Annotated in this window: 16 protein-coding genes and 4 pseudogenes; 10 read left to right on the top strand and 10 right to left on the bottom strand. The window is 34.7% G+C overall.

Translation table 11 applies throughout. The features are described from left to right. Positions 1–34 precede the first annotated feature (34 nt). Positions 35–1594: a bifunctional GNAT family N-acetyltransferase/carbon-nitrogen hydrolase family protein gene (locus K364_RS0102340; RefSeq protein WP_028306675.1), complete on the top strand. Its 1560-nt coding sequence runs from the start codon at positions 35–37 to the stop codon at positions 1592–1594. A gap of 532 nt (positions 1595–2126) precedes the next feature. Next, positions 2127–2591 (top strand): hypothetical protein, encoded by a 465-nt coding sequence (locus K364_RS0102335; protein WP_028306674.1) that lies wholly within the window; start codon positions 2127–2129, stop codon positions 2589–2591. Positions 2592–2880: 289 nt separating this feature from the next. Here the strand turns inward: K364_RS0102335 and K364_RS26535 are convergent, their stop codons facing one another. The 3 genes and pseudogenes from K364_RS26535 to K364_RS27770 form a co-directional block, all read right to left on the bottom strand. Then, a complete protein-coding gene (locus tag K364_RS26535; protein WP_156946380.1) occupies positions 2881–3018 on the bottom strand; it encodes a hypothetical protein in 138 nt (45 codons plus the stop codon). Then, positions 3003–3165, bottom strand: a pseudogene (locus K364_RS26025) (type II toxin-antitoxin system RelE/ParE family toxin); the annotation flags it as partial. The pseudogene K364_RS26025 and the gene K364_RS26535, both read right to left, overlap by 16 nt. After that, positions 3164–3438, bottom strand: a pseudogene (locus K364_RS27770) (prevent-host-death protein). The pseudogenes K364_RS26025 and K364_RS27770, both read right to left, overlap by 2 nt. Positions 3439–4295: 857 nt before the next feature. Here K364_RS27770 and K364_RS0102310 point away from each other — a divergent pair. Beyond that, on the top strand, positions 4296–5090 hold the full coding sequence (locus K364_RS0102310; RefSeq protein ID WP_028306672.1) for a hypothetical protein: 795 nt from the start codon (positions 4296–4298) through the stop codon (positions 5088–5090). Between the two features lie 28 nt (positions 5091–5118). Next, positions 5119–5382: a hypothetical protein gene (locus K364_RS0102305; protein ID WP_028306665.1), complete on the top strand. Its 264-nt coding sequence runs from the start codon at positions 5119–5121 to the stop codon at positions 5380–5382. A gap of 192 nt (positions 5383–5574) precedes the next feature. Here K364_RS0102305 and K364_RS27765 read toward each other — a convergent pair. Both K364_RS27765 and K364_RS0102295 read right to left on the bottom strand, forming a co-directional pair. Continuing rightward, a pseudogene (locus tag K364_RS27765) lies at positions 5575–5737 on the bottom strand (type II toxin-antitoxin system RelE/ParE family toxin); the annotation flags it as partial. Next, complete coding sequence (locus K364_RS0102295) at positions 5736–6014, bottom strand: type II toxin-antitoxin system Phd/YefM family antitoxin (RefSeq protein WP_028306664.1); 279 nt, start codon at positions 6012–6014, stop codon at positions 5736–5738. The pseudogene K364_RS27765 and the gene K364_RS0102295, both read right to left, overlap by 2 nt. Positions 6015–6541: 527 nt before the next feature. Between K364_RS0102295 and K364_RS0102290 the strand changes: the two genes are divergently transcribed. The 3 genes from K364_RS0102290 (at position 6542) to K364_RS0102280 (ending at position 9101) form a co-directional block, all read left to right on the top strand. Continuing rightward, positions 6542–7000, top strand: coding sequence for a hypothetical protein (locus tag K364_RS0102290; RefSeq protein ID WP_028306671.1), 459 nt, complete (start codon positions 6542–6544; stop codon positions 6998–7000). Between the two features lie 19 nt (positions 7001–7019). Next, on the top strand, positions 7020–7478 hold the full coding sequence (locus tag K364_RS22580) for a hypothetical protein (RefSeq protein ID WP_051533763.1): 459 nt from the start codon (positions 7020–7022) through the stop codon (positions 7476–7478). 396 nt (positions 7479–7874) lie between these two features. Then, positions 7875–9101, top strand: coding sequence for a hypothetical protein (locus tag K364_RS0102280; protein ID WP_028306670.1), 1227 nt, complete (start codon positions 7875–7877; stop codon positions 9099–9101). A 113-nt stretch (positions 9102–9214) separates the two neighbouring features. Here the strand turns inward: K364_RS0102280 and K364_RS0102275 are convergent, their stop codons facing one another. From K364_RS0102275 to K364_RS0102265, 3 genes are all read right to left on the bottom strand, one after another. Further along, positions 9215–9961 (bottom strand): DUF4367 domain-containing protein, encoded by a 747-nt coding sequence (locus tag K364_RS0102275; protein ID WP_035267634.1) that lies wholly within the window; start codon positions 9959–9961, stop codon positions 9215–9217. A gap of 2 nt (positions 9962–9963) precedes the next feature. Then, positions 9964–10473, bottom strand: a complete 510-nt coding sequence (locus tag K364_RS22575) for an RNA polymerase sigma factor (protein ID WP_051533762.1) — start codon at positions 10471–10473, stop codon at positions 9964–9966. A 423-nt stretch (positions 10474–10896) separates the two neighbouring features. Then, positions 10897–12129: an IS110 family RNA-guided transposase gene (locus K364_RS0102265; RefSeq protein WP_028306668.1), complete on the bottom strand. Its 1233-nt coding sequence runs from the start codon at positions 12127–12129 to the stop codon at positions 10897–10899. Between the two features lie 570 nt (positions 12130–12699). Here K364_RS0102265 and K364_RS0102260 point away from each other — a divergent pair. The 3 genes from K364_RS0102260 to K364_RS0102245 all read left to right on the top strand — a co-directional run bounded on the left by K364_RS0102260 (position 12700) and on the right by K364_RS0102245 (position 14535). After that, positions 12700–12933: a hypothetical protein gene (locus K364_RS0102260; protein ID WP_028306667.1), complete on the top strand. Its 234-nt coding sequence runs from the start codon at positions 12700–12702 to the stop codon at positions 12931–12933. Positions 12934–13351: 418 nt separating this feature from the next. After that, positions 13352–13912 (top strand): hypothetical protein, encoded by a 561-nt coding sequence (locus tag K364_RS0102255; RefSeq protein WP_156946379.1) that lies wholly within the window; start codon positions 13352–13354, stop codon positions 13910–13912. Between the two features lie 359 nt (positions 13913–14271). After that, a complete protein-coding gene (locus K364_RS0102245) occupies positions 14272–14535 on the top strand; it encodes a hypothetical protein (protein ID WP_028306665.1) in 264 nt (87 codons plus the stop codon). 192 nt (positions 14536–14727) lie between these two features. Here the strand turns inward: K364_RS0102245 and K364_RS27760 are convergent. After that, a pseudogene (locus tag K364_RS27760) lies at positions 14728–14890 on the bottom strand (type II toxin-antitoxin system RelE/ParE family toxin); the annotation flags it as partial. After that, positions 14889–15167 (bottom strand): type II toxin-antitoxin system Phd/YefM family antitoxin, encoded by a 279-nt coding sequence (locus tag K364_RS0102235; protein WP_028306664.1) that lies wholly within the window; start codon positions 15165–15167, stop codon positions 14889–14891. The pseudogene K364_RS27760 and the gene K364_RS0102235, both read right to left, overlap by 2 nt. Between the last annotated feature and the right edge of the window lie 72 nt (positions 15168–15239).

Below are 15239 nucleotides of genomic sequence, written 5' to 3'. Positions count from 1 at the left end.
TATAATAAATACATTCTAAAAGGGGTTTATATCCGTGGCAAACATTGACCTGACTAAATTTGAAAAAAAGATAGTATTGAGAAATATAAAAGCAGATGATATTGACCAGATAATTGAACTGGGGAATTTGTGTTTTCCAAATATGGAGAACTGGACTAGAAAACATCTTGAAAGCCATTTAAAGGTATTTCCAGAGGGGCAGTTCTGCATAGAATATGAAGGAAAAATTGTTGGTTCATGCTCTAGTTTAATTATTAATTTTGATGAATATGACGACCAGCATACCTTTGATGAGATAACTCATAAGGGATACCTTACAAATCATGATCCAGAGGGCTCAAACCTGTATGGTGTGGAAGTAATGGTTCACCCAGATTTTCGTAATATGAAGCTTGGCAAAAGACTATATGATGCTAGAAAGGAATTAGCCCAAAAGAAAAACCTGAAGAGCATTATTATCGCAGGCAGGATTCCAAATTACCATTTACATGCAGATAAAATGACTCCTAAAGAGTATGTAGAGGAGGTCAAAAACCATAATATCTTTGATCCTATTCTAGGTTTTCAGTTAAAAAATGACTTTGTTGTTAAAAGAGTAAACACCAATTTTTTGCCTGATGATAAACAGTCACTAAATAATGCCATTCTCATGGAATGGTTCAATGTTGAGTATCGTCCCCAGTCTAAAAAGCATTTCAAGACAGCGTTCCCAGTAAGGGTATGTGTTATTCAGTATATGATGAAGAGCATTTCTTCCTTTAACGAGTTTGCCAACCAGTGTGAATATTTTGTTGATGTAGGCTCTAATTATCACAGTGACTTTGTTGTTTTTCCAGAGATTTTTACAGTTCAGCTTTTATCATTTGTTGAAGAAAAGACACCAAGCCTATCTGTGCGCAGACTTACACAGTTTACTGAACAGTATATAGCCTTGTTTACTGATTTAGCTTTAAAATACAACGTTAATATTATAGGAGGTTCCCATTTTGTTGAAGAGGATGGGAAAATATATAACATTGCCTATTTGTTTAGAAGGGATGGAACCATTGATAGGCAATACAAAATCCACATAACCCCAGATGAAAGAAAATGGTGGGGAATATCTGGTGGAAATGAGATAAAAATCTTTGACACAGATTGTGGTAAGATTTCCATTCTTATTTGCTATGACATAGAATTTCCTGAGCTTTCAAGAATAGTAACAGAAAAGGGTGCTAACATTATTTTTGTTCCCTTCTGTACAGATGAACGTCAGGGCTATTTACGTGTAAGATATTGTGCTCAGGCCAGGGCTGTTGAAAATCAGATTTATACGGTAATTGCAGGAACAGTAGGCAACCTGACCCAGGTGGAAAATATGGATATCCAATATGCACAATCTGCCATCTTCACCCCTTCTGACTTTGCTTTTCCACGGGACGGCATAGTAGGTGAGTGCAGTCCTAATATTGAGATGGTTGTAGTTGGTGACCTGGACCTGGAAATCCTTAAACGTCACCGTAAATCTGGAACAGTTACCCTGTTAAATGACAGAAGGAAGGATATTTACGAGTTAATAATTAAGGACTGCCCTAACCCTCAATCTTTTCGATAGAGGGTTTTTTCTATAGGACCTAGGTCCTATTTTTTAAGTTTCTTAAATTTTTTTTAATTTTTGGGAACTTTTTTGGCTTAAAAACACACTAAGGGGTGAAGACAATTTTAAGAAAGGTGGGTTTATTGGGAGAAGGCAGGTTCAAATAGAAGGGGGAGATATTTTAGGCTGGCGATATATCATAAGGCTGTGAGTGGCAATATTGTTGATGATGATAAGAGTGATGCGACATTATCTGTTTATGTAGAGTAATGTTCTAATAAAATTTTTAATTTTCCCGGGCAAATAGTGGCAACCTGGAAAGCTCCCTTTGCCCGGGAGTATACCCTCCTTTACCAAAGGCAAAGATTAGGTTTAAGTTAATTTTAAACCTAACCCAGCCTGAAGTAAAGGAGAGACTAGGTTGGGGGAGGTGGTGCTTATGAGGGTTTGAGTTTAGATTAAGTAATAGTAGGGTGAAAAAGTTATATGGTTTTACTATTTATTGAGGGTATGTGGACTATTTAAGCACTAGATACAAATAGGAGGTCTAATGAAAAATCGAAAAATTGTATTTTATTTTATACCTTTAATAATTGTATTTTTAATAGGAAGTTGGATGTGGTATGTTTCGGTGTTATACAATGAGCCTTATGTTATCGCTAATGCTATCGTAGAAGAGGCAAAAAGTGGAAAGGAAAATAGTGAATATATTTTAACTAGAGAAGAGTGGAATGAATGGAAGGAGCATTCAAAGTTTAAGAACATTTATAAAGAATTAAACTGGAAAGAATTTAATGAATTTGTTAAGTTTGATCCTGATAAAATCACAATAGGTCAATCCTCAAAACTAATTAATAAGGTCAAATATTATGATAGAGATTATGAAATTGTTCTTATAAAGATAAGAGTATTTGACAACCAAAACAATGCTTTAATTCATATTAAAACAGCTCACCTATATATGGAAAAGATTCATGACAGTTGGAAGGTAATCGGTGGAAATGTGAAAATGTAATCTACTAAGCAGGATGCTTTCCAAAACTTATTATTATGCATTTATTTACAAAGGAAACTGTAAAAAAGAGAGGTTTATGATTTTTTATATATTAGCAAGACCGACTCCCAGCAAATATTTAATATGCATAGATGAATAAAAAAATTATAGAGTCGTATTCTCTATATAAGGCGAATTAGGTGTTAATGAAGACATAAAAGCGTTTTAGGATTAAAGGATTTTTTTAAAACCAAAAAAACAGGAGAGGCCTTGATGTCTCTCCTGTTGCGGTTTTAGCTGGTGAATTTAATTATTGAATGTCTGCATCTGGTACATCTTCTCCAGTGAGCTGACTATAGGATTGCTGCAGCAGCTGAACTGCGAAAATTGGATTGTGCAGTCCAAGGCTGCCATCCTGTGCAACTAGAGTATCTACCGCACCACCCACCCATAATCCTGTTTGCAATCAACGATATAATCAACGTACACCGTCTGGTCTTTGATCTGATACAAAATCAAATACCATTTCTCTACTAACATCTTGTGATATTTCATTTGGTGGGATAAATTCTGCCTCCAGAAATGGAAAACGCTTATTTTCCATGTTCCACCTCGTCAATAATACTGTCCAGGTATTTGTCCAGTTCATCCGGCGTAACTCCTGCACGCCCTGCCAGACGGTCTTTCTCAACAGCCAGTTTTTCGCGCAGCTTCAACATTTTTTACGGTGGATAAACGCCTCTATATCCATGACGACAAGATCTCCTTCTCCGTTTTTGGTAAGAAAAACAGGTTCTCCGGTAGACTTGCATAAAGCCGCAATTTCATTGTAATTTTGCCTTATGCTTGCGGACGGTTTAATCTGCATGGTATCAGCTCCTTGTAGTAACATCCTAACCATATTTTATTCCTATCATGCTATGATATCAATCAATTCTTCTTAATTATAACAATACCTAAATTGGTTTCAGGGGGTACATTTTGACCCGTATCCAAAGGAATTATCATCTGTGGTTATTTTTATATTAAGGGAATTATCAAAAAGCGACTTAAAGGATTTAATAAACCATATATCAGCCGTAGAAGCATTGCCTGTACCAACTAGAATACCACTAATAAATACAATTAATAATACTGCAGCTGAAGCAGCCCTCTTAGGAGGGTTTTTCTTCGCATTATTCTTACTCTGTTTTTACTATTTTCTCTATTATTTCTATTTAAAGTAATTTATTTCCTTTATATTATTATAGGACCTAGGTCCTATTTTGAAAACTTTTTTAATTTTTTTTTAATTTTAGGGAACTTTTTTGGCTTAAAAACACACTAAGGGGTGAAGACAATTTTAAGAAAGGTGGTTTTTATTGGTAGTAGGCAGGTTCAAGTAGAAGGGGGAGATATTATAGGCTGGCGACATATCATAAGGCTGTGAGTGGCAGCATTGTTGATGATGATAAGAGTGATATAACTAGTTCAGTTTATGTGCAGTAGGCAGCTTAACACAATTGCATTGAGGTGTTAATGGGCAAAAAGAGGCTCCCCACCCAGAAGCTTTTGTCCATAGCATATTGCAGTAAATATAGGCTATCTTTAAGCTGTATCTGTTGCATGAGGGTAGATTATCTTTGGAGGGAGGTGGTGTTTATGAGGGTGTAAAACTAATATGTAGCAATTTAATGTTATAGAGATTTTAATTTGAAAAAAATAAGGACAGGAGGAAAGTATATTATGAAATCTACTTGTAAAATATTAATAAGTCTTTTAGTATTATTAACAGTAGTATTTGTTTCTAGTGTAGGTGCAACAAATAATGATAACTTTAGTGTTTGGGACACATCTAGTTTTCTAGCAGCATTTGAAAATAAAGAAGATAACTTAAAAAATCTGGAAGAAGAATATAAAATTAATTCTCAGATAGCTGAGAAACAAAAGCTTGAATATCAGTTTAAAGAACTTACTAATCTAACTGAACAAGCAAAAAAGCTTGACAACGAATTTGTAATACAGAGTACTTCTGGTACTTGGTGGAGGTTGCATGGTAATAGTCACGGGCATGGAGGATCAGGTATTGGTTATAGTGAAAGTCAATGGGATAATATGAACACATTAAGAATCGGCTCAAGAGCTGAGTTGGGTGGTAACTTTTGGGCAAATGGAACTGGTTGGGTTTGGTTTACTCCGTCACAATCTGGAATGTATGATTTAAATGTTCTCTACACATTAAAAGGAAGAAATATTGCTGGCGATTTTGCAACATACCTTGAAGTTTATAATAGTGACACTGGTACTTTACACCAGCAAACATTGCTTAGAAATAGTAACAGCTATTTTGATTATGAACAATATAATCAATCAAAAACATTTTACTTACAAGCTAATAATAGCTATGCTTTAAGGTTTAAAGGGGAAGCAAATGCTAGTACACTAGGGGGAGTTGCAATGAGTGATTTTACTTCTAGAGAATTTGATGGCCAAAGAAGACATATTTATGTGGAACGAATCAGCATAAATAAATTATACTAAAATTTGCTTTTAAAAGGGGACCTAAACAATGTCAACAACACCATATTACTCTATAATTGCAATAATAGTTTTGGTAGTAGCTTTAGCTTATTGGGTTCGAGTTGCAAGTACTTCAAAACATAATAAAAAAAGAATTACAGATATCCTTGTTATAGGCATTGCAATGCTTATAGCTTCAAAAATCAGTCAATTTACTAATATCGAACCCTTAAAACTTGCAGGTGCTATAATATTAGTTTATGGATGGGCTATTCTGATTTTTGAAAAGTATATTGAAGGATTAAATGAATAATAGACCAAATGTATTATCCAGTAAATGACAGTTGGTATTGTGGAACCTTAGATAAACTTTTATAATGAAGACATAAAAGCGTTTTAGGATTAAAGGATTTTTTAAAACAAAAAAACAGGAGAGGCTTTGATGTCTCTCCTGTTGCGGTTTTAGCTGGTGAATTTAATTATTGAATGTCTGCATCTGGTACAACTACCGCGCCAGCCATCCATAATCCTGTCTGCAATCAACTATATAATCAACATACACCATCTGGTCTTTGATCTGATACAAAAACAAATGCCTTTTCTCTACGAAAATCTTGTGATATTTCATTTGGTGGGATAAATTCTGCCTCCAGAAATGGAAAATGCTCATTTTCCATGTTCCATCTCGTCAATAATACTGTCCAGGTATTTGTCCAGTTCATCCGGCGTAACTCCTGCACGCCCTGCCAGACGGTCTTCCTCAACAGCCAGCAGTTCTTCGCGCAGCTTCAGCATTTTTTCACGGCGGATAAACGCCTCTATATCCATGACGACAAGATCTCCATCCCCGTTTTTGGTAAGAAAAACAGGTTCTCCGGTAGACTTGCATAAAGCCGCAATTTCATTGTAATTTTGCCTTATACTTGCGGACGGTTTAATCTGCATGGTATCAGCTCCTTGTAGTAACATCCTAACCATATTTTATTCCTATCATGCTATGATATCAATCAATTCTTCTTAATTATAACAATACCTAAATTGGTTTCAGGGGGTACATTTTGACCCGTATCCAAGGAATTATCATCTGTGGTTATAGGACCCAGGTCCTGTTTTAAAATTTTTTTAATTTTTTTTGCTAAAATTGGGAACTAATTTGGCTTAAAAAGACACTAAGGTGTGAAGACAATTTTAAAGAGGGAATGTTTTTAATACCACTATTACTTTAAAAAGCTCTCTGTCTTCATTTTAAAGGCTTTCCAGATCAACTTTTTTAGCAAAGGATTAATGATCTGAAGGTGTTTAATACCCCTTATAAGCAAAAAAGCAAGGTTGGTTATGAGGGGAGGCCCCTACACAAATGGTAGGTTCTTAATTCTTGTAACCTTCCTATGGGATATTTGTGAAGGGAGATTTTAAAGGAGGTTAATGTTTGTAGTGCTTTATCCCAAATTAACAATGTAAGGAGTGGGAAAATGTTAAAAAAAATTAAAATTTTAACAGCAGTATTTATAGTCGGATTTTTATTTTCCTCAGGGTTATCTTCTGCGTTAGCAAGTGCTATTGTTGGAAGTGGCACATGGAACGATTTTACTGTATTAGGAAAAAAATATTCGCAAATATCTAATGTTTATTTGGTACTTGACAATAATGACGTATACGCACATCATTATATTTATACTACTAGTCATGCAGCCGTTGGCGATATGGGTGCGCGTTCGCGCTTGTATGATGGTAGTGGTAACATTGTAAGAACTACAGCATGGGCATATAATGCTGAAAGCGGTACAAATAAGGTAGCACAGGCTTATACATCTTTGATGACGGGTGTCCAAGGACAATCTTACTATTCCAAAGGGCAAGGCAGGGCATATAATGGCAATGGTTATACCCAACATGAGGCAAATTCCAGTAGGATGGTTACAGTTCCATAAAAGAGAAGGAGTGAAAATAATGACCTTAATAAAACAAGGACGGTTTATTCTATTGGCAAGCATTGTTTTAGTATTGAGTTTGATTATGGGTTCTTTTGTAACAGGTATTGTTAATGCAAAAGATAATAGGATGGAATATAAAGTAAATGAATCTGGGCAAACTTATGGTTCCTCTTTATATTCCGAGTTGCATGGTGGAGAACCCGATTTAATCGCAGCAGTTGATGAAGATGGAGTTACAGGTTATGTTCTTAAAACAGATTTAGATGGGCCAATGCCAAAAACTCGCGAAGAAGCTTTAGCGATGATGAAAATGAGCCAAGCAAGTAACGGACATACCATACCTCTTTATGCGGCTGACGGAAAAACAGTATTGGGAGAATTTAAGATCGGCCCGCCAATGTTAGAAGAATATACGAAAGAAGAATTTAATGCGAAGATGGAAAAATTGGGGATAACTATTGAATTACCAGAATAATATAAACTACGTGCAGGGTCGGCCCATAAGTTAAGCTTTGACCCTTTCATTAAAGTGAATAAGTTTCTCAATTATATATTTCCGCACTAAATGTTTTTAATAAGGTGAAAGGACGGTTGGGTCTTTCACCTTATTCTCATTAATAGAGGGAAGTATACCTTAACCCTCATTTTTTCAAACATTTCGAAAATTACAGAGTTCAGATATACCAGTTGTTATACAAATGGCTGGTTTTTTCTTTCCCACCAGATTTTCAGTTTTCTTTAAAAGTTTCTTGCGCCTTGGGTCCTATTTTGAATTTTTTTAAATTTTTTTCTAATTTTGGGGAACTAATTTGGTTTAAAAACGTACTAAGGAGTGAAAGGATAAATAAGAAGGAATGTGGAGGTAGCCCAAATGTTAAGACTATTTATGATTATTATATTTTGCCTTTTATTTCTATCATCAGGATGCTACTTTTTATCTAATGAACCAGAGGATGTCAAGCCTAGTGTAAACTTGGGAAAATCATATGATTTTTCTAAAGAGTTTGTCTTAGAAACTAGGATAACCCCTAAATTAGTAGATAAATCTTTTAACTATATAACAAGAGAGTTTGAAGAACTTGATGGACTTTATAGAGATAATTTTTGGACACCTGTCTGTTTTTTAGATAATGATAATTTTCTATATTTAGCCCGTTTGCCAAAAGAAGACAATTTTTATATGTATCGATATAATCTTAAAACGAAAAAAATAGATAGGCTTTTCCAAGATGTAAACGACTATGCTCAAAATCTATATATAAAAAATACTAACAATTTTGCTGTTGTGGATCATCTTGCTCTTGTATTAATAAAAAATGATGAACTTGACAAGCAAATTTTGTTCCCTAAACAGATGATAGAAGAGCAAATAAATTTTGAAGTTCATAGCATTGTAGCTCATCCATATACAGGAAACGTACTAATTCAGGACAAAGAATGGTGGTATTTAACAGATCTAAATTTTAAAGACTTTTCAAAATTGACATTTAAAGAAAATATCTACAGGGCATGTTGGGTTGATGAAGAAAATTTAATTCTAGGGGCCTTTGATGATATAGAAAAATATAAGGGTAGCTCTATTATTACTTATAACATCTCAAAAGAAAGTAAAACGAAGACATATATTGGTGATGACAAATTCTTTATTGACCCCTATAGAAATAATGAAAATTACTGTGGATTTACCTATATCAATGATTATACTGGCCCTCCCCATGGAACAATAGGGATAATTGATTATTCTAGTAACAAATTAATTTTTTTGGAATTGGAAAATGTTGCTTATTTATCAAGGTTACAAGGCAATTTGGTTGCAGCTTCAGTTGCAGATAGTCCTATTGATTGGAACGAATGGGGGAGAACCACCGAAGGAACTGTTAATTTATGTGTATACGATGTTGCAACTGATACCTATGTAATAAGAGGAAAAAATCTATCCAGGGAAAACCGTAACGTTATTGGAGACAATATAATTATTTCACCAGATGGATCAACATTGATCTATCACTCATTACATAAGCATTATATTAGTTACCCAAAAAACAATATTTTTAAGAACATAATCAGCTATCTTAAAAATATTTATGAAAAAAGGTGAGAGTAGATTTGGCTAAATCCTGCTCAAGTTTATGAGGGGATTTGTTTTTGATGAGATTCATTAGAAATCTGTGTAATATTAGCTTTAACCTTTTGCTTTCTCTCTTTTTGGTATCAGTCAGATGGTTTTAAGGAGTTAGCCATTTTAATCAGCTCATCATCATCTAGTGGAGCAGTTAATATAAATTGTGTGGCATAATTATCCCAAATTAACTGTGACCTATTACTTAGTTTTATTAAAGTAGCCTCTCTTCCATTTATCATTACAGTCTTAACATCACTAGAACCAACATTGTAGGCAATAGATGTAGTCAGCTTTAATGGGATTTGTTTTATATTGATTAACTTATTTTCGCCGTTAATAAACTGTACCTCTATGATGGCTGCTTCTTGAACTGGCTGATCAATATAGATGCCATGAAAAGAGTATTCCAAAGGAATATACGTCGGCATGAATATAGGTTGTTTTAAAACTAATAGAGCATCTTCCAAAGAGACAAGTTTTGCTTCCATACCTAAATTGGTTTCAGGGGGTACATTTTGACCCGTATCCAAGGAATTATCATCTGTGGTTATTTTTATATTAAGGGAATTATCAAAAAGCGACTTAAAGGATTTAATAAACCATATATCAGCCGTAGAAGCATTGCCTGTACCAACTAGAATACCACTAATAAATACTACTAATAATACTGCAACTGAAGCAGCCCTCTTAAGGAGGGTTTTTCTTCTATAATAAGCATCAAGCCTTTTCTTTATGTTGTTATAAGCCTTTTCAGAATCAGGAGGAGGAATATTATCAATCATCTTTTTAATCTCCGCAGACAATAGCTTATCTAAAAAATCATCATGCCGTCTCATGTTCATCTCACCACCTGCTTAGTATTTGCCATGATTTTATCTCTTAGAATACTCTTTGCCCTATGTAGCCTGCTTTTAACTGTCCCAATTGGTATATCCAAAATCATGGCTATTTCCTTATCCTCCATATCATAGTAGTACCTTAATACTACCACCTGTCTATAGATAAAATCTAGCTCTTTTATCAGCTGTTGAATTTCACTTTGCATTTCTTTAGTTAATGCCTGCTGTTCTACATTAACACTAAAGTCTTTTTCATCCTCAATCCTATTAGTTAGGACTATATTATCCTTCTTTTTTATCATTTGAAAAGCTTTTCTTGTAGCTATTGTCAACACCCATGAGTGAAACTTACTGATATCTTTGATAGAATCAAGATTTTTAGAAGCTTGATAAAAAGCTTCCTGGCAAGCATCCTCAGCAATAGTTTTATCTTGGAATATCAAATATAGAATTTTAAAGACTTTTTCATAATGAAGCTTGATAAGGGAGTCAAGGATTTGTTTAGACATTATTACCTCCTGTTTCTACTATTTTCCCTATTATTTCTATTTAAAGTAAGTTATTTCCTTTATATTATTATAGGACCCAGGTCCTGTTTTAAAATTTTTTTAATTTTTTTCTAATTTTAGGGAACTTTTTTGGCTTAAAAACACACTAAGGGGTGAAGACATTAAATTTAGAAGGGTGGTGTATATGAAAGTGCCATAAAAACAGACTTAATTTGAATAAATTTGAATAAAAATAAACAAGCGCAGCGGTAATATGTCAAGGGGTTGATTAAAGAAAATTGGAAAAAGTTTAGAGCTAAAAGCAAAATAACCATAAAAAAGGGCACAGTGAAATAAACCCACCATAAAAAGTAAATATATGTAAAATATCATGTTATGGTGAGTTGGAAGAAATGGGAATATATAACATCACAATAGGAAATATCATCTCCTCTCCTGTGGTGTGTACAATTTGTTGGTGCTCAGTAGCATATACACCAACCGTACCAGTTTTCTTGTGGTAAGGACGAGGGCTCTTTTATGGTTATGCTTAGGTACTTCATTGTATTTCTTTTGATAAAAAGATTTGTACTCTGAATTATGTTTTCTAACACAGTCAGCAGCCTGAACTAAGTAGTATCGAAGGTATTTATTACCGGTATGCATTCTTTTAGTATCATCAGCCTCAAACTCACCAGACTGATGTTTGTTCCAGACCAGGCCGGCATACTTGGCTAGGGCATTGTGATTATCAAAGCGATTAATATCACCTATTTCAGCAATAATACCAGCAGCCAAAACATCACCAATGCCTTTAACAGAAGTTAGTGTTTGAGTAATAGCTTTCATGATCTTAGCGATTTCCTTATCTAATTTCTTAATCTCAGATTCCATATGATTAATAACACTAAGCATGCAAGCCAAAGAAATATTAACCGGATCAGCCATAGCTTTATTAAGACGATAAGAAGAACGAGCTAATTTTTTAAGATATTTAGCAATTTCTTCAGGATCATTAAAGCGGTTTTTGCCCTTAACCTTTAGGAAATCAATAAGCTCCTCAATAGACATAGCAGCAATTTGCTCAGGCTCTAGTTCTTGAATAACGGCTAAACTAGTTGTGCCAAAAGTACTAGAAAAAGGGTTATCCTGACGCAAACCACTGAACTTTAAAAACACTTGGTTTAAAAAGTAAGTCTTATCACGAGCAACAGACTTCATAAGGTGAAATCTGGTTCTAGTAAGCCGCTGCAAGGCTTCAAATTGGATAGTATCTTTCATTTCATGAGGCAGTCGGCCAAAGCGCAAGTGGTCTGCAATAACCCAGGCATCGATACGATCGGTTTTAGGAAGAGTATCATACCCCTTCTTAAAACGAGCTATCTTTCTTGCATTTAAGACGTAAATCTGAGTATTAAGATTAGGCTTGTAGGCTTGGAACTGGTCCTGTAAATAGTGAGCAAGATGCCAACCTAGATTAGAAGTAGCCTCCATACCAATACGGAGAGATTGACTATTAGACTTATTAGCTGCCTTAATCGTCCTCTTAATCAGGGTATCGGCCCCGGGGAGATCGTTAGAGACAGAAAAAGAAGCCAGATCTCTACCTTTTTCATCCATGAGTTGTACATGATGAGAACGTAGGCTTACGTCTATACCAACTAGCATTTGGGACATAAATATCACCTCCTAGCTATAGTTTAATAATCAAGCTAACTCAGACCTGGGTGCCCATGGGAACCACCTACAGCATCCTCGTCATCAGCACTATCCTTTAAATGAAGACAACATGGGTGCTACTCCCCTTCAAGAAAAGGTGTGCAACCAGCGGTTAGAAAATCGATGATGGGCCATGGGTAGCAGGCTCTTTACCGCAGTACCAATAGGTCTGCAAGGAGGAAAAGAAATACCCTGAGAAAAGCTTGTCAGCCCTATTATCCCATAGGCAGGTCAGAGATAACACCCTAAATTAAGGGGCCATGGGAACTGTGTATATGCCGCTCATGTGGACTTGTGGACAGCTGCTTCGCACCTGCTCACAGGGTCCACAATCGCTTGGACAACGCAAGCGTTGCCCACATACCCACAGCTCCGGCTGCTGTTAACAAAATCGATGTTGATGTTGTTATTAATAAAACATTCAAGTGATAAGAAACTGGAAATTCTCTGAGTTAAACATTCACTTGAGTTGTAACTGGAAAAAACGATTAATTTAAGGTTTAAACTAATTATACGAGGAGGATTATTGTGAAAAAAATTACTTTAATTATTTTTATTTTGATGGTTTTGTTCATTTCAGGTGCCGGATTGGCAAGTACTAGTGTTTCATTGGATAAATACGGTTCATTTGATGGATACATGATGCAACCTGAAAAAGATGGTAAATATACTGAACCAAGAAGCGATGTGGGAATCCGTCAAATACATAACGTTTATCTTCCTACAACATATTACAGTAGCAGTTTACCCGCCAGGACTTAGTGGTATAATTTAGTTAGTATTTAATAAATAGTGTTATTTCCACTAAGCATTCCTGTAATGAATAAAAATTTTCTTTGATAATAAATAACCTCCAGTTATGATTAATGTTTGCTAGTAGACGCAAAACGCCATACAAACTGGAGGTTTAAACTATGAGATAGGATAACTCGTAAAAACACGAAGCAACAACACCAGACATATTTATTTTGGACAAAGATAAACTGTTGCCCACATTTCCACAGCCTCTACTGTTATAAAATTCATGATTAAAAAATCATTATTTTTCCTAATTCTCACAGAATTAACAAAAGCTAAGAGATTATTTAAAAAATTGAGATAGGGGTGTATTGATATTAGAATAGTTTTTATTATATTTATGGTGATATGTTTTTGTTCTGGTTGTTTCCATCATCCATTAGTGGATCAAGCAGATGATGCTCAAGCAGAAGATATGCGTGCAGATAAAGAGATTTGCTATTGCTATAATAAAGAACCTAAAGCAGCTACACAAGAAGCTTATGGTATTTTAAATAATGCCGTGGATGATAGAGATTACAGCCAAACAGGCAACCCTATAGAAATAGCAACAACATATTATAATTCAGCTTATAATTTTTTTATAGATATACCAGTCTTATGGAAAGATGTGTACGAAATAGCGGAGGAGAAAAAAGATACAGTTGTTTACTGTATCATATGTGATGACATAAGGGTTGTAATGTTTACAGTTAGAGCTTGGACACATGAGGAATTTGAAGATTTGTTAGAAGTATTGAATTTAGATTATGGTTTAGATTATACTAAAGAATTTATTAAAAATGATGTAATTGGTAAGAATAGTTATCATGTTTTTACAATAATCCATGAAATAACTCTAGATGCTTATATAGAATCAGAAGAGTGTATGGAAGAATGGTTTAGTTTAGTCCTTACTCATCGGGAAATGAAAGATTTAATTCGCATAGATAAACAACAATAAACATTTATAGCAAATGGATTTGAATTCACTGCCGACTGTAATTCCCTTGACGTAACAACTGGATTTATAGATGAATTTGTAAAGAGAGATATTTTGGTAGTGCATTTTCCCTTTTCAGATTTATCTCAATCTAAAAAAATACTATATCTAATAATATCAATCAAAAACATTTTACTTGCAAGCTAATAATAGCTATGCTTTAAGGTTTAAAGGGGAAGCAAATGCTAGTACACTAGGGGGAGTTGCAATGAGTGATTTTACTTCTAGAGAATTTGATGGCCAAAGAAGACATATTTATGTGGAACGAATCAGCATAAATAAATTATACTAAAATTTGCTTTTAAAAGGGGACCTAAACAATGTCAACAACACCATATTACTCTATAATTGCAATAATAGTTTTGGTAGTAGCTTTAGCTTATTGGGTTCGAGTTGCAAGTACTTCAAAACATAATAAAAAAAGAATTACAGATATCCTTGTTATAGGCATTGCAATGCTTATAGCTTCAAAAATCAGTCAATTTACTAATATCGAACCCTTAAAACTTGCAGGTGCTATAATATTAGTTTATGGATGGGCTATTCTGATTTTTGAAAAGTATATTGAAGGATTAAATGAATAATAGACCAAATGTATTATCCAGTAAATGACAGTTGGTATTGTGGAACCTTAGATAAACTTTTATAATGAAGACATAAAAGCGTTTTAGGATTAAAGGATTTTTTAAAACAAAAAAACAGGAGAGGCTTTGATGTCTCTCCTGTTGCGGTTTTAGCTGGTGAATTTAATTATTGAATGTCTGCATCTGGTACAACTACCGCGCCAGCCATCCATAATCCTGTCTGCAATCAACTATATAATCAACATACACCATCTGGTCTTTGATCTGATACAAAAACAAATGCCTTTTCTCTACGAAAATCTTGTGATATTTCATTTGGTGGGATAAATTCTGCCTCCAGAAATGGAAAATGCTCATTTTCCATGTTCCATCTCGTCAATAATACTGTCCAGGTATTTGTCCAGTTCATCCGGCGTAACTCCTGCACGCCCTGCCAGACGGTCTTCCTCAACAGCCAGCAGTTCTTCGCGCAGCTTCAGCATTTTTTCACGGCGGATAAACGCCTCTATATCCATGACGACAAGATCTCCATCCCCGTTTTTGGTAAGAAAAACAGGTTCTCCGGTAGACTTGCATAAAGCCGCAATTTCATTGTAATTTTGCCTTATACTTGCGGACGGTTTAATCTGCATGGTATCAGCTCCTTGTAGTAACATCCTAACCATATTTTATTCCTATCATGCTATGATATCAATCAATTCTTC

It is taken from the genome of Desulfitibacter alkalitolerans DSM 16504, from assembly GCF_000620305.1.
In the GTDB taxonomy this organism is placed as follows: domain Bacteria; phylum Bacillota; class DSM-16504; order Desulfitibacterales; family Desulfitibacteraceae; genus Desulfitibacter; species Desulfitibacter alkalitolerans.
Note: the sequence above shows the minus strand (reverse complement) of the source record. Positions and strands in the feature narration are given on the sequence as shown.

What these genes read in the sequence shown, in the direction of transcription:
- K364_RS0102335 (WP_028306674.1), top strand. Translation starts at nt 2,127, where the DNA reads ATGAAAAATCGAAAAATTGTATTTTATTTTATACCTTTAATAATTGTA.
- K364_RS0102310 (WP_028306672.1), top strand. Translation starts at nt 4,296, where the DNA reads ATGAAATCTACTTGTAAAATATTAATAAGTCTTTTAGTATTATTAACA.
- K364_RS0102305 (WP_028306665.1), top strand. Translation starts at nt 5,119, where the DNA reads ATGTCAACAACACCATATTACTCTATAATTGCAATAATAGTTTTGGTA.
- K364_RS0102295 (WP_028306664.1), bottom strand. Translation starts at nt 6,014, where the DNA reads ATGCAGATTAAACCGTCCGCAAGTATAAGGCAAAATTACAATGAAATT.
- K364_RS0102290 (WP_028306671.1), top strand. Translation starts at nt 6,542, where the DNA reads ATGTTAAAAAAAATTAAAATTTTAACAGCAGTATTTATAGTCGGATTT.
- K364_RS22580 (WP_051533763.1), top strand. Translation starts at nt 7,020, where the DNA reads ATGACCTTAATAAAACAAGGACGGTTTATTCTATTGGCAAGCATTGTT.
- K364_RS0102280 (WP_028306670.1), top strand. Translation starts at nt 7,875, where the DNA reads ATGTTAAGACTATTTATGATTATTATATTTTGCCTTTTATTTCTATCA.
- K364_RS0102275 (WP_035267634.1), bottom strand. Translation starts at nt 9,961, where the DNA reads ATGAGACGGCATGATGATTTTTTAGATAAGCTATTGTCTGCGGAGATT.
- K364_RS22575 (WP_051533762.1), bottom strand. Translation starts at nt 10,473, where the DNA reads ATGTCTAAACAAATCCTTGACTCCCTTATCAAGCTTCATTATGAAAAA.
- K364_RS0102265 (WP_028306668.1), bottom strand. Translation starts at nt 12,129, where the DNA reads ATGTCCCAAATGCTAGTTGGTATAGACGTAAGCCTACGTTCTCATCAT.
- K364_RS0102245 (WP_028306665.1), top strand. Translation starts at nt 14,272, where the DNA reads ATGTCAACAACACCATATTACTCTATAATTGCAATAATAGTTTTGGTA.
- K364_RS0102235 (WP_028306664.1), bottom strand. Translation starts at nt 15,167, where the DNA reads ATGCAGATTAAACCGTCCGCAAGTATAAGGCAAAATTACAATGAAATT.